The following is a 13,261-nucleotide window of genomic DNA, read 5'->3' on the forward strand; positions in this document are numbered from 1 at the left end:
GGGCCGAAGATCGCGTCACCGGCAGCATGCGGACATGCCGGGGGCTCGACTTCCGAAATCGAATGAGGGCCGGAAAAATGGAATGGGATTGCGGGCAGCCTCAGTCGTACTGTCCATTCGGCTGCCCAGGCGCACGGCTGTTGAAATCTCACGCTTCCCGATGGATCCCCATCTTGGCCGGTTTTACCCGACGTTTCGCCAGTCACGTGAGACGAAATGGTGAGCGCATTGTAGTGAAACGGGGCGATTTGGGCAAGAACCATGGTGGCCGCGCAACAGCCCCGCTCCCGAGCCGATATGAAAGAAAAAAGCTGGAAAAACCCCGAAAAAAGCGAGCCCATCCTCGTAAAAAGCGGCTTTGGGCTACAATTTCGCTTCTTTCGTTTTTACTTCCGGGTCGCCGGTGTGAAGCTTTATCCAGTTTCGCTGCACGGCGCCGGTCTCATCGCCACACAACAGGAGAATCAAGAGATGGTCGTGTTGATTACAGGAGCAACCGCAGGCTTCGGTGCCGCCATGGCGCGCAAATTTGCCGGCAACGGTCACAAGGTGATCGCGGCCGGTCGCCGCAAGGAGCGCCTGGATGACCTGGTCAAGGAACTGGGTGCCGACAAGGTGCTGCCCCTGGTGCTGGACGTGACCAGCAAGGAATCGATCAACGCCGGCCTGGCCAGCCTGTCGGGCGAGTGGAAGCAGGTCGACGTGCTGGTCAATAACGCCGGCCTGGCGCTGGGCCTGGGCCCGGCCCACGAAGTGGCGCTGTCGGACTGGGAAACCATGATCGACACCAACGTCAAGGGCCTGGTCACCATCACCCACGCCCTGCTGCCGGAGATGGTCAAGCGCGGCAGCGGCACCATCATCAACCTGGGCTCGGTGGCCGGAGCCTATCCCTATCCGGGCGGCAACGTCTACGGTGCCACCAAGGCCTTCGTTGACCAGTTCACCCTGAACCTGCGCGCCGACCTGGTCGGTACCGGGGTGCGCGCCACCAACCTGGCGCCCGGCCTGTGCGGCGGCACCGAGTTCTCCAACGTGCGCTTCAAGGGCGACGATGGCGCGGCGGCGAAGGTCTATGAAGGAACGACCCCGCTGACGGCTGAAGACATCGCGGAAGCCGCCTTCTGGGTCGCCACCATGCCCGCCCATGTGAACATCAATTACATGGAACTGATGCCGACCTGCCAGGGCTTCAGCCCCTTCAACATCAAGCGCAAACAGTAAGGGATGGAGTAGAATGGCGTTTTTGCCGAAGGTGCCCTGGCACCGCAAGAACGCCATCCTCGCCCGACCTTGGCTGATGGACAAGTTCTACAGGCAGCGAGCAGCCGTCAATTCGTTCGCTTGCCTGACGGCATCATCGCGGATTGCGATGGATTTCCTGGTTCACTTTTCCTGATTTCCTGATTCTTTCTCCCCTGCCACAGCAGATTTCCCAATAACAAGAAGCATATGAGTGCCGCCAGTAGTCCATTCGACTGGAAGATCCGGGTCTATTACGAAGATACTGACACCGGAGGCGTGGTTTTCTACGCCAACTACCTGAAGTTCTTTGAGCGCGCCCGCACCGAATGGCTGCGCTCCTTCGGTTTCCAGCAACAGCACCTGGCCGAAACCACCGGTGCCATCTTCGTCGTCAAGAACACCAGCGTCGACTATCTCTCGCCCGCCCGCCTGGACGATGAACTCCGCCTGACCGTCGTGGTCGAAAAAATTCGAAATGCCTCCATGCAATTCATCCAGGAGGCCTGGTGCCTGCCGTCGGGGGACGGCTCAGGTAGCGCAGGCCCCGATGACAGCGCACCGCGTCTGCTGGCACGAGGCAGCATCACCGTAGTCTGCGTGGATCAGGCCACTTTCCGGCCGCGTCCGATTCCTGACGAATTGCTGAATCGCATCAAGAAGACAACATGATGTCAACGGAAAAGCTCATCCGGGCCTTTATGGTGCTGGGACTGTCGCCTTGTGGCGACACATTCCCGTCGGTTGGGACAATCTGCGCCGTGGAAAACTTCTCTGCACATTTGCCGTCTTTTGTTTCGTACCGTTTCATATAGCGTCACCGCCTCACTGAACGATCACACAAAACAACAGATTTTTAACCTAGCCTCCTCACCCCAACGCCGCCTTCAAGCCGCCACACTTCCCCATGAACGTCACACAAGACCTGTCCTTCATTTCACTGATCGCCAACGCGTCCGTCCTGGTGCAACTCGTGATGTTGCTGCTGCTGTCGGCCTCGATCATCAGCTGGACCTACATCTTCCGCAAGATGTTCACCATCCGCTCGGCCCGTGTGCAGACCGAGGAATTTGAACGCGTCTTCTGGTCCGGCGGCAACCTGTCGGCGCTGTACCAGGATGCCCTGTCCAACCGCCGCAAGGCCGGTGCCGGTGGCGCGCTGGAGCGCATCTTCCAGGCCGGCATGGGTGAATTCACCAAGGCCAAGGCGTCGGTGGCCGCGCGTGGCGGTGCGGTCGAACCCTCCCTGCTGCTCGACGGTGCCCGTCGCGCCATGCGCGCCGCCTACCAGCGCGAGATGGATGCGCTGGAATCGCACCTGGCCTTCCTGGCCTCGGTCGGTTCGGTTTCCCCGTATGTGGGCCTGTTCGGTACCGTGTGGGGCATCATGAACGCCTTCCGTGGCCTGGCCAACGTGCAGCAAGCCACCCTGGCTGCGGTTGCACCCGGCATTGCCGAAGCCCTGATCGCCACCGCCATCGGCCTGTTCGCGGCCATTCCGGCAGTGGTGGCCTACAACCGCTATTCGCACGACATCGACCGTCTGGCGATCCGCTTCGAGAGCTTCATCGAAGAGTTCTCCAACATCTTGCAACGTCAGGCACGCTAATGGCTGGCTCATCGATGCGCGGGGGCCGTCCCCGCAAGTTCAAATCCGAGATCAACGTCGTGCCCTACATCGACGTGATGCTGGTGCTGCTCATCATCTTCATGGTGGCCACGCCCATCACCAATCCCAGCGTGATCAACCTGCCCACGGCGGGCAAGTCCACGCAGCCGCCGTCGGATTACATCGAGATCGCCCTGAAGCCCAACGCCCAGGCCACCATTCGCATCAACGGCCCCAAGAGCGGCGGCAAGAAGGCCGAGACCGTGACCGGCAAGACCGACCTGTCGGAACGCCTGCGCAAGCTGCATGAGGATAATCCGGACCTGGCGGTGATGATTTCGGCCGACAAGGAAATCAAGTACGACGACGTGGTGCAAGTCATCTCGGAAGCCAAGAAACAGGGAATCGCGCGGGTCGGCCTGGCCACCAAGTAAGCGCACAGCCGAGTGATATGAGCGATAACGCACACTACACCATCCCCAAGCCACCCGGCCGCTGGCGCGCCATCACGCTGGCGCTGGTGATGCACGTGGCCTTGTTCCTGTTCTTCTGGATCGGCATCCGCTGGCAGAGCGAAACACCGCTGACGGTGGAAGCCGAGATCTGGGATCCGCAGTACAAGGAAGCCGCGCCCCTGCCCACGCCGCCACAGCCGCAGCCCGAACCTGATCCGGTGGTCGAGCCGCCCAAGCCGCAGCCCGTGATCGAGCCCAAGACCGTCGCCCCCAAGGTGATCGACGAGCCCAAGCTCGACAAGCCCGATATCGCCCTGCAAAAAGAGAAGGAAAAGAAGCGCAAGGAAGAGCAGGAGAAACAGGAAAAGGCCGACAAGCTGAAGGCAGAGAAGGAAAAGGCCGAGCGCGAGAAGAAGGAACAGGCCGAGAAGGACAAGGCTGACCGCGAGAAGAAGGAAAAGCTGGAAGCCGAGAAGCAGAAGAAGCTGAAGGAAGACAAGCAGAAGGAAGAAGAAGCCAAGAAGAAGGCCGACGCCGAGAAGCAGGCTGCCGACAAGAAGAAGCAGCAGCAAGCCGCGGCCGACGCCAAGGCGGCTGAACAGCGTCGCCAGGAAGACCTGAAACGCATGATGGGCCAGGCCACCAGTGCCACCGGTGGCACCGGCACGGCCGAGAAGTCGCAAGGTCCGAAGGGTAGCCCCAGCTACGCCAACAAGTTGCGCGCCAAGATCCGCAGCAACACGGTCTTCGACAATAGCGGCGTCAGCGGAAACCCTGCCGGGGAGTACACTGTCGAATTGTTCCCGGACGGGACGGTACGCAGCGTGCGTGTGAACAAGCCTTCAGGTGTCCCTGGCTTCGACGATGCCGTGCGGACTGCCATCATGAAGTCCCAGCCCTTCCCGGCCGATACGGATGGCAAGGTGCCGTCCAGCTTCACATTCACCCATTATCCGAAAGATCAGTAAACGATGATTAAAGCCCGTTACCTGACCCTGTCCCTGACCCGCATGGCCACTGCCATGGTGGCCGTGGCCGGCCTGTCCTTCGCCCCGGCCTCCCAGGCGCAGATCCGCTTCGAGATCACCGGCGTGGGTGCCTCGCAGATCCCGGTGGCCATCGCCGCCTTCCCGGGTGAAGAATCCGCTCCGCAGCAGATCACCTCGGTGGTCAAGGCCGACCTGGCCCGCAGCGGCATCTTCAAGCTGATCGACAATAGCGATGCGCTCTCGGATTCCTCGGCCATCAACTATGCCGACTGGCAGAAGCGCGGGGCCAATGCGCTGGCCGTGGGCAGCGTCACGCGCCTGGCCGATGGCCGTTTCGATGTGCGTTATCGCCTGTTCGACACGGTGCAGTCGAGCCAGCTCTCGGCCCTGTCCATCGGTGCCCAGCCGCAACTGCTGCGCCTGACCGCGCACAAGATCGCCGACGACATCTACCAGAAGCTGACCGGCATCCCGGGCATCTTCTCCACCCGCATCTCCTACGTGACCAAGTCCGGCAACGAATACCGTCTGGAAGTGGCCGATGCCGATGGGGAAGGCACGCAGGTGGCATTGCGCTCCAATGAGCCGATCATCTCGCCGTCCTGGTCGCCGGATGGCACCAAGGTCGCCTACGTTTCCTTCGAGATGAAGAAGCCGGTGGTCTACATCCAGAACCTGGTGACCCGCCAGCGCTCCATCGTGGCCAACTTCAAGGGCAGCAACTCGGCCCCGGCCTGGTCGCCGGACGGCTCGCGCCTGGCCGTGGCCTTGACGCGCGATGGCCTGACCCAGGTCTATGTGATCAATGCCGACGGTTCGGGCCTGCGCCGCCTGACCAACAGTGCCGGCATCGATACCGAACCGCAGTTTTCGCCTGATGGCGGTAGCGTCTACTTCACCAGCGACCGCAGCGGCGGCCCGCAGGTGTATAAGGTAGGCCTGGATGGTGGCTCGCCCCAGCGCGTCACCTTCAATGGCAGCTACAACATCAGCCCGCGCATTTCGCCGGATGGCAAGACGCTGGCCTTCATCTCGCGTCGCGACGGTCTGTTCCAGCTGTATGCACTGGACCTGACCAATGGCCAGGAGATTCGCCTCTCCGATGGCAGCCGCGACCAGTCGCCCAGCTTTGCGCCCAATGGCAAATACATCATGTACGCGACGGAAGCTGGTCGTCGCGGATCCCTGGCCGTCGTTTCCGTCGATGGCCGAATCAAACAGCGTCTGACGACGCAGGCCGGTGATATCAGGGAACCGACCTGGGGTCCGTTCATGAAATAAAGAAATCCAATATTGCTTTCATCACGACAAGGAGAAATCCAAAATGCGCACTATCAGTACCTTCGCCCTCATCGTCTCCAGCGCTGTTCTGCTGGCCGCCTGCTCGTCGACCAAGCTGGACGACAAGGCCAACGCTCCCGTGCAGAACGGTGCCAGCAACGGCGCTGACACCCGCGCCGTGGGCACCGTCAACGCCGGTTCGGTTGATCCGCTGAACGACCCGCAAGGCGTGCTGGCCAAGCGTAGCGTGTACTTCGACTACGACAGCTACACTGTCAAGCCGGAATACCGTACCGTCATCGAAAACCACGCCAAGTACCTGGTGGCCCACAAGGACCGCAAGGTGATCATCCAGGGCAACACCGATGATCGCGGTGGCGCCGAGTACAACCTGGCCCTGGGTCAGAAGCGTGCAGAAGCCGTCCGCAAGGCACTGGTCCTGCTGGGCGTGTCGGATGCACAAGTGGAAGCGGTTTCCTTCGGCAAGGAAAAGCCCAAGGCACTGGGCCAGGATGAAGCGTCCTACGCCGAGAACCGTCGCGCTGACATCGCTTACCAATAATCGACATGCATACCGCTTTCAAACTGAAATCGGTAACCGTGGCGGCCTTGCTGGCCGCCACGGCTTTCCTACCGCTTACCGCCCGTGCCGGCCTGTTTGATGATGACGAGGCGCGCAAGGCCATCCTGGACATCCGTTCCAAGATCGAAGCCCTGCAGCGTGACGTCGCCAACAAGGCTGACAAGAACAGTGTCCTGACGCTCTCGGACCGCAACGACAACCTGCAATCCCAGATTGCGGCGCTGCGCGGCCAGATCGAGGTGCTGACCAACGAGATTACCAACGCCCAGCAACGCCAGAAGGATTTCTACGTCGACCTGGATGCACGCCTGCGCAAGCTGGAGCCGCAGCAGGTGCAAGTCGATGGCCAGACCGTGGCTGTGGGCGTGTCCGAACAGCAGGCCTATGATGCGGCCCTGTCGCAATTCAAGGGTGGCGACTACAAGGGAGCGGCCAACGCCTTTGCCGACTTCATCAAGCGCTATCCGCAATCCGGCTACGCCGCCTCGGCGCAATACTGGCAAGGCAATGCCCTGTACGCCCAGCGCGACTACAAGGGTGCCATCGCTGCACAGCAGGTGGTGGTGAAGAATTATCCGGACAACCCCAAGGCCGCTGACGCCCTGCTCAACATCGCCAGTTCGCAAGCTGAACTGAAGGACAAGGCAGCGGCCAAGAAGACCCTGGAACAGTTGATCGCCAAGTATCCGAACACCCCTGCCGCGCAGACCGGCAAGGATAGGATGGCGTCGCTCAAGTAAGCGGGTTCATCGCGGTGGTGGTGTTTGATGAACGATCATGATCGTTAGTGAAGGCACAGTGTTGACACCGCCGATAGAGTTTGCCTATAATAGCGGTCTTTCGGGTCGTTAGCTCAGCTGGTAGAGCAGCGGACTTTTAATCCGTTGGTCGCAGGTTCGAATCCCGCACGGCCTACCAGAAATTCAGCAGTACAAGAGAAGGGCTCCAGTTCGCTGGAGCCCTTTTTGTTTTTGCCCCTTCCTTCACATCCCCGCATTTCCGCGAAGCGCCTCGCCAGCGCTCGTTTCAATTTTCTCTGAAGAAAACTCCTGGTCAGCCCCCTGTCAGCCCTTTGTCAGAACGCCATGTGAAGATTCACACATTGAATCAAGACCCTGCCGGATGAGAACTTCATACCGGCCAAAACGGGCCCACATCATCCACGACACAAAGAACAACATGATGCTGACATCATCATTCAGGGGCGTTGCCGGCATCGTGCTGGCAGCGGCAATGCTGGCCGGCTGCGCCACCGCCTACGGGCCGCGCGGACTGACCGGGGGCTATACCGATGCCAAACTGGCCGATGACCTGTACCGCGTCACCTTCTCCGGCAACGGCAAAACCAGCCGCGACATGGTCTGGCATTACTGGATCTATCGCTGCGCAGAACTGACGCAGCAACAGGGCTACTCCCACTTCATCATCCTCAAGCCCAGCGATCCCGTCCCCAAACCGGTCGCGCCGCCGATGACCAATACCTCCTGGCAAAGCGACCCGCAAGACGGCAACGATCCCCTGGCCCGGCTCACGCCCACCGCCACCCACGCTGCCCCGATCTACATCTACACACCCGGCACGCCCATCATCACCTACTCCGGCAATGCCGTGGTCAAGATGCTGCGCAAGCCCGCCGAGTATCCCGGCCAGGCCGTGCTGAGCGCCGAAGTGGTCCTGCGGCTCATCGGCCCCTACGTGAAAAGCGCAGGCCAGTCACCCGCTCCACCCGAACAGGACGTCATCAAGTCCGCCCTGGTCTTCACGCCCCTGCCGGCAGCGCAACAGCGGCGCAATGGCCAGGTCACCATCGACGACCTCAAGAACCTCCTGCCTACCCCCTGAGACGCACCTCCATGAGATCCCGCCTGACCAAGCTCCTTGGCCTGCTCGGCCCCCTGCTCGCTGCAGCGCCGCCGGCCCACGCACTGGATGCCGAAACCCTGTTCCAGCAGCTCTCGCCCAGTATCTGGGTGGTGCAGGCCATGGACGCGCAAGGACAGATCTTCAGTACCGGTTCGGCCGTCGTGATCGGGCCGGAACGGCTGGTCACCAATTGCCACGTGCTGGCGCGCGCCAGCAGCTTCAAGCTGCGGCGTGGCAATCTCACGCTGGGGGGCAAGCTGGAGTTTCCGGATCCGGAGCGCGATCTCTGCCAGGTCCGTGCCGAAGGCCTCAAGGCACCCGCCGTCACCATCGCTCCGGCGCGCAGCCTGCGGGTCGGGCAGAAGGTCTTCACGCTGGGAGCACCGCGCGCGCTGGAAGAAACCATCAGCGATGGCCTGCTCTCGGCATTGCGGCTGGATAACGAGGGCAAGCTGCGTTTCCTGCAGACCTCGGCACCTATTTCTTCAGGCTCCAGCGGCGGCGGGCTGTTCAATGACAAGGGCGAACTGATCGGCATCACTACCGCCATGATTGCCGGGGCCACCGTGCAGAATCTCTCCTTCGCAGTACCGGCCGAATGGATACGCGATCTGGAGGCCCGCGGCCGCGCTGTCCTCGCCAAGCGCAACAGCACGGTCAACACGGCCACCGCAGCCACCCCCACACCACCGGCATTGACGCAGCCTCCGGCCGCGCTGCCTGCGCCGGCAGCGCCTCCCGTCGCGATGGCTCCGCCCGCCGCCCTGCCCGCCCTGCCGGTTCGTCCGCCAGCACAGTTGCCGCCCGCCGGGGCCGCTCCATCAGTGCCGGCCAATCCGAACAGCGTGCGCAGTGGCGAACGCTGGTACGGCTTGATGACCTGCGGAGCGCGCGCCGACAACGGCGAGTTCTCGCAAGCCTATCAGGCGCATTTCGAGGCGGAAGTGGGCAAGGTCGCGATCTCCCTGCATCGCCGCGATGCCATACGGGCGGAAAATCTGACCGGCCAGTTCGGCAGCAACCGGCTCGATATCACCGGCTTCGGCTACCGCGTCAGCGATCCCGACCGGATGTGGCAATTCCGGTTTACCGGCAGCATCACCGCCGGTGCACCGATCTATGCGCTCAAGGGCGACATGCTGCGCGGCCAGGAATCAGTTCGCAAGTGCGAGCTGGTGATTGCGAAGATGTGAAGGGCCACCGAACATGAAGCAGCAGCGGCCCCCGGTTCTCAGGCTCAGATCACGGGGGCGCTGGCACCCGCCTTCACCAGGCTGTCCGTACTGATCTCGCCGATCCTGCGCGCCCCCGTCAAGGTCATGGCCACCTGCATCTCCCTGGCAAACAGACTCAGCACATTCTCCACCCCGGCCTGCCCCTCTGCGGCCAGCGCATAGATGAAGGCACGCCCCAGCATCACCGTATCGGCACCCAATGCCAACAGCCGCACCACATCCAGCCCCGAACGCACGCCCGAATCCACCAGCAGGGCGAGATCCCCTTTCACCGCACTGGCGATCTCCGGCAAGGCGCGCGCAGTCGACAGCACGCCGTCCAGCTGGCGGCCACCATGGTTGGAGACCACGATGCCATCGGCACCGAATCGGACCGCCTCGCGCGCATCCTCGGGATCAAGGATGCCCTTCAACAGCATGCTGCCCTGCCAGGAATCGCGTATCCACTGCAGGTCATGCCAGCCGATGCCCGGATCGAAATTGGCCCCCAGCCAGCCTACGTAATCTTCCAGTCCGGTCTTCTTGTTGAGATAGGCCGAGACGTTGCCGAGATCATGCGGACGTCCCAGCAAACCCACATCCCACGCCCAGCGCGGATGCGTGACGGCCTGCAGATAGCGGCGCAGCGCCGCGTTGGGCCCGGACATGCCCGAATGGCGGTCGCGATAGCGTGCGCCCGGCACCGGCATGTCCACCGTGAACACCAGCGTGCGTACACCCGCCGCCCAGGCGCGGTCCAGCACGTTCTTCATGAAGCCGCGATCCTTGAGCACATACAGCTGGAACCAGATCGGCCGCGTCACCGCCTGCTGCACCTCTTCGATCGGGCACACCGACACCGTCGACAAGGTGAAGGGGATGCCCGCCTTCTCCGCCGCCCGCGCCGCCTGCACTTCCCCGCGCCGGGCGTACATCCCGGTCAGGCCGACCGGCGACAGCGCCAGCGGCATGGCCAGCGACTGGCCCAGCAGCGTGGTGGAGAGATCGACTTCGCCCACTTCCTTGAGTACCCGCTGACGCAGGGCCAGCTGGCGCAGGTCCAGCGAATTGCGCGCCAGCGTGTGTTCATCGTAGGCACCGCCGTCGATGTAGTCGAAGAGGAAGCGCGGCAAGCGACGCCGGGCGGCTTCGCGGTAATCGTGGGTGGAAGAGATGATCATGATGGTCCTGGTAACGTGAAAGAGATCAAACGGCAGCGGCACGCCGCGCACGGGCGGGGGCTTCTTCGATGTCCAGCAGGCGCTGCTGTACGAAGTCGAGATGCGCATTGGCATGCTGGCGCGCCTCCTCGGCGCGGCCGGCGAGGATGGCATCGAGGATCTGGCGATGCTGCTGATCCAGCTGTGCCACGATGTCCGGCAGGCGATACAGCTGGCGCAGGGTGTCGGCAATGCTGATCTCCAGCAGCCGCAACAGGCCCGACATCACCTGCCGCAACACCACGTTGCGCGAGGCCTGGGCGATGGCGAGATGGAAGGCCGCATCGGTGCGCGCCTGTGCGGCCAGATCGTCGAGCGGCGCGGTGGAGACGGCACGATAGGCCTGCTGCAGGCGGCGCTTGTCGTCGTCGCTGGCGCGCAGGGCGGCGAAATAGGCCGCATCGCCTTCCAGCGAAAAGCGGATCTCGGCGACGTCCTTCCAGTACCCGGCATCGCTTCGCGCCAGTGGAGCCAGCGGCTGCAAGGCCTCGGCAATCGGGTCGGTCAGCGCCGCCTGCTCGTCGTCCGCCATGAAGGTGCCGCCACCGTGACGCGCCACCAGCACACCCCGGCTGGCCAGCACGCCGATGGCCTCGCGCAGGGACGAACGCGACACCCCGAACTCGGCCGCCAGCGTGCGTTCAGACGGCAGCTTCTGGCCCGGTGCCAGCGCTTGCCGGGCAATCAGGCTGGCCAGGCGATCAACCAGGGGAGAGGCAGTCATCGGCAACTCACTTTCTTGGTGGTCGGACCACTTTGCAGGATCCTTGGGGAGGAATTGCAGTCGATTGTAGTATTCGCTTCTCGGACGCCACAATGCCTTTGCATAGTGGTCCGACCACTTCCGTATTCGCCATGCGACTCCTGCTCCGTTCATCTGCCCGTCCGCTCGCTGCCCATGCCCGCCGCATTGCCCGGCGGCTGGAACTGCGTTCCTTCCCGCTGTTGCAGGAGCAGTTCAATGCCGGGGAAGGCGCGCGCGCCGGCGTGGCCATTGCCTTGCCGCTGGCAGCCGCGATGCTGAGCGGCCAGCGCTGGCTGGCGTGGGCCGTGTTCGCGGCCTTCTGGACCTGCCTGTGCGACGCGCCGGGGCCGCACGCACAACGCCACAGGCTGCTGGGCGGCTTTGCCGTGGCAGGTACGGCGGTGGCCTTCTTCGGTGCCTGGAGCGCCTCCTGGGCCCCGCACGCGGCCCTGCTGAGCGCGCCGTTGATGGTGCTGGGCGTGGTGACGCTGACCGCTGCCATCGAGTCCGGCACCCTGCTGGGGACGCTGCTGGCGGTGGTCGCCGTGGTGGCGGCTGGTTTTCCGCACGGGGCGGCGATGGCCGCGCTGCAGGCCGCCTCCTTCTGCGCCGGTGCCGCCTGGGCCTGGCTGCTGATCAATCGGGCCTGGCGTCTCGACGACCAGGCCGCCCTGCGCCAGGCGGCCCGTGCAGCGCTGCTGCGCATGATGGACATGAGCCTGGCCCTGCTGGCCGCGCCGCCCGGACAGCACCGCGACCAGCACTGGCACCGTGAGCACGGCGAACATCGCCGCGCCACACGGCTGGCGCTGGAACGCCTGCGGACCATGCTGCAGCGGCATGCGGGCACACCCATGGCCGAGGCGGATGCATGGGAACGCCGGCTGGAAGCCTGCGAAATGCTCTTCCACACCCTGATCGCACTGGAGCATGCGGCCATCCAGCAACTGGCCAGTCCGGGCGAGCGCCGCCGGGCAGCGCGTGTGGCCATCGCCGTGCTGTTGCACGCCCACGCCGTTCTGGAGACATCCCCCGCGAAGGCCAACCGGCCGCGCAGCGCCCGACCGCACGCTGCCGCAGCCGATCCCCTGATCGCCGGCTGCCTGCGCGCCCTGGCGCAAGCCGACCGCCTGCTCCAGGCACGGCAAGCCGCGCACGCCGGCCCGTGCTCGTTGCCGTCCTCGCCTGCCCCGGCGGTCCCGCCCCGCAAGCGCCTGCGCGCCGGCCTGCTGCGGGGCGTGCAACAGGGGGGACGCCAGGCTGCCGGCGTGGCCGCCGTGTTCTATGCGGCCGAGGCCTTTCATCTGGGCTATCCGTATTGGGCGACGATGGCGGTGGTCGTGGTGTTGCAGGGCGCGGCGCGCCAGACCTGGACACGCTGCCTGGAACGCATCCTGGGCAGCCTGCTGGGCGGCCTGCTGGCCTTGACGCTGCTGCAGCTGGTCCCGGCCCACGGGCTGCTGCTGCCGCTGGTGGCGGTCCTGCTGGCAGGGCTGGCAATTGCCCTGCGGCTGGTGAACTACACGGTGTTCGTGGTGTTTCTGACCATGCTCTTCATCTGCGTGACCGACATGCTGCAGCCCGGCACCGGGATCGCCTCGGCCCGCGCACTGGACAACCTGATCGGCAGCGCTGCCGCCCTGCTGGCCGCGCTGGCGCTGTGGCCCGATCTCGGCGCTACGCCGCGCCAGCGCATCGCGGCCGGACTGGCAGCCAATCGCGCCTATCTGGACGCCGTCCAGTCGCAGCAGCCAGCTCCTGTGCTGCGACAGCTGCAACGCCAGGCCGGACTGGCCAGCATCGAGGCCGAAACCGCGCTGCACGAGCTCGGCGGTCTGCGCCGCCAGCGCGACGCCCTGAGCGCCGATGAAGTCGCTTCCCTGCGCAGCCTGCGTGAACTGGCCGGGCAAGCCTCAGTTCAGTGGCACCGGCAAAACGGCCGCGCCGACGCTCCCTGAAAAACGGCGCTTCCCTTCATCTTTTTCCGGAGGGAAAGAGCGCAACAGCAATACCGGCGCGGATATCTGCCCAAACCTTCACTTCCCTCATCAAACCGGGGC

At 63.8% G+C, this 13,261-nt stretch carries 13 protein-coding genes, 1 tRNA gene and 1 riboswitch; of the genes, 12 read left to right on the plus strand and 2 right to left on the minus strand.

Translation table 11 applies throughout. From position 1 onward, the window contains the following. Window positions 1-116: 116 nt before the first annotated feature. A riboswitch (ZMP/ZTP riboswitch) is annotated at window positions 117-216 on the minus strand. 255 nt (window positions 217-471) lie between these two features. From MKD49_RS18395 to MKD49_RS18445, 11 genes are all read left to right on the plus strand, one after another. Continuing rightward, complete coding sequence (locus tag MKD49_RS18395) at window positions 472-1,224, plus strand: SDR family oxidoreductase (RefSeq protein WP_034335166.1); 753 nt, start codon at window positions 472-474, stop codon at window positions 1,222-1,224. Between the two features lie 228 nt (window positions 1,225-1,452). Further along, the gene (gene ybgC, locus MKD49_RS18400; protein ID WP_252697018.1) at window positions 1,453-1,914 is read left to right on the plus strand and encodes a tol-pal system-associated acyl-CoA thioesterase; all 462 of its coding nucleotides are present in this window, start codon (window positions 1,453-1,455) and stop codon (window positions 1,912-1,914) included. Window positions 1,915-2,149: 235 nt separating this feature from the next. Continuing rightward, the gene (gene tolQ, locus MKD49_RS18405) at window positions 2,150-2,851 is read left to right on the plus strand and encodes a protein TolQ (protein WP_252697019.1); all 702 of its coding nucleotides are present in this window, start codon (window positions 2,150-2,152) and stop codon (window positions 2,849-2,851) included. After that, entirely contained in the window at window positions 2,851-3,285 is a 435-nt protein-coding gene (locus MKD49_RS18410; RefSeq protein WP_039788988.1) for a biopolymer transporter ExbD, read from the plus strand. The genes tolQ and MKD49_RS18410 overlap by 1 nt, the downstream gene beginning before the upstream one ends. Window positions 3,286-3,302: 17 nt before the next feature. Further along, on the plus strand, window positions 3,303-4,274 hold the full coding sequence (gene tolA, locus MKD49_RS18415) for a cell envelope integrity protein TolA (RefSeq protein ID WP_252697020.1): 972 nt from the start codon (window positions 3,303-3,305) through the stop codon (window positions 4,272-4,274). 3 nt (window positions 4,275-4,277) lie between these two features. Further along, on the plus strand, window positions 4,278-5,576 hold the full coding sequence (tolB, locus tag MKD49_RS18420) for a Tol-Pal system beta propeller repeat protein TolB (protein WP_134134598.1): 1,299 nt from the start codon (window positions 4,278-4,280) through the stop codon (window positions 5,574-5,576). 43 nt (window positions 5,577-5,619) lie between these two features. Further along, window positions 5,620-6,138: a peptidoglycan-associated lipoprotein Pal gene (pal, locus tag MKD49_RS18425; protein ID WP_008326545.1), complete on the plus strand. Its 519-nt coding sequence runs from the start codon at window positions 5,620-5,622 to the stop codon at window positions 6,136-6,138. A gap of 5 nt (window positions 6,139-6,143) precedes the next feature. Beyond that, on the plus strand, window positions 6,144-6,899 hold the full coding sequence (gene ybgF / locus MKD49_RS18430) for a tol-pal system protein YbgF (protein ID WP_121037855.1): 756 nt from the start codon (window positions 6,144-6,146) through the stop codon (window positions 6,897-6,899). Between the two features lie 102 nt (window positions 6,900-7,001). Continuing rightward, window positions 7,002-7,077: transfer RNA gene (locus tag MKD49_RS18435), tRNA-Lys, on the plus strand. A 264-nt stretch (window positions 7,078-7,341) separates the two neighbouring features. After that, the gene (locus MKD49_RS18440; protein ID WP_157845798.1) at window positions 7,342-8,001 is read left to right on the plus strand and encodes a hypothetical protein; all 660 of its coding nucleotides are present in this window, start codon (window positions 7,342-7,344) and stop codon (window positions 7,999-8,001) included. An 11-nt stretch (window positions 8,002-8,012) separates the two neighbouring features. After that, window positions 8,013-9,215 carry a S1C family serine protease gene (locus MKD49_RS18445; RefSeq protein ID WP_252697021.1) on the plus strand — a complete coding sequence of 401 codons (1,203 nt, stop codon included), beginning with the start codon at window positions 8,013-8,015 and terminating at the stop codon, window positions 9,213-9,215. 44 nt (window positions 9,216-9,259) lie between these two features. Here MKD49_RS18445 and lldD read toward each other — a convergent pair whose 3' ends face one another. After that, window positions 9,260-10,417, minus strand: coding sequence for an FMN-dependent L-lactate dehydrogenase LldD (lldD, locus tag MKD49_RS18450; protein ID WP_121040281.1), 1,158 nt, complete (start codon window positions 10,415-10,417; stop codon window positions 9,260-9,262). 25 nt (window positions 10,418-10,442) lie between these two features. Next, window positions 10,443-11,180 carry an FCD domain-containing protein gene (locus MKD49_RS18455; RefSeq protein ID WP_252697022.1) on the minus strand — a complete coding sequence of 246 codons (738 nt, stop codon included), beginning with the start codon at window positions 11,178-11,180 and terminating at the stop codon, window positions 10,443-10,445. Window positions 11,181-11,311: 131 nt separating this feature from the next. Between MKD49_RS18455 and MKD49_RS18460 the strand changes: the two genes are divergently transcribed. Beyond that, window positions 11,312-13,159: an FUSC family protein gene (locus tag MKD49_RS18460; RefSeq protein ID WP_252697023.1), complete on the plus strand. Its 1,848-nt coding sequence runs from the start codon at window positions 11,312-11,314 to the stop codon at window positions 13,157-13,159. Window positions 13,160-13,261: the final 102 nt, after the last annotated feature.

The organism is Herbaspirillum sp. WGmk3 (genome assembly GCF_023952535.1).
In the GTDB taxonomy this organism is placed as follows: Bacteria; Pseudomonadota; Gammaproteobacteria; order Burkholderiales; family Burkholderiaceae_D; genus Herbaspirillum; species Herbaspirillum huttiense.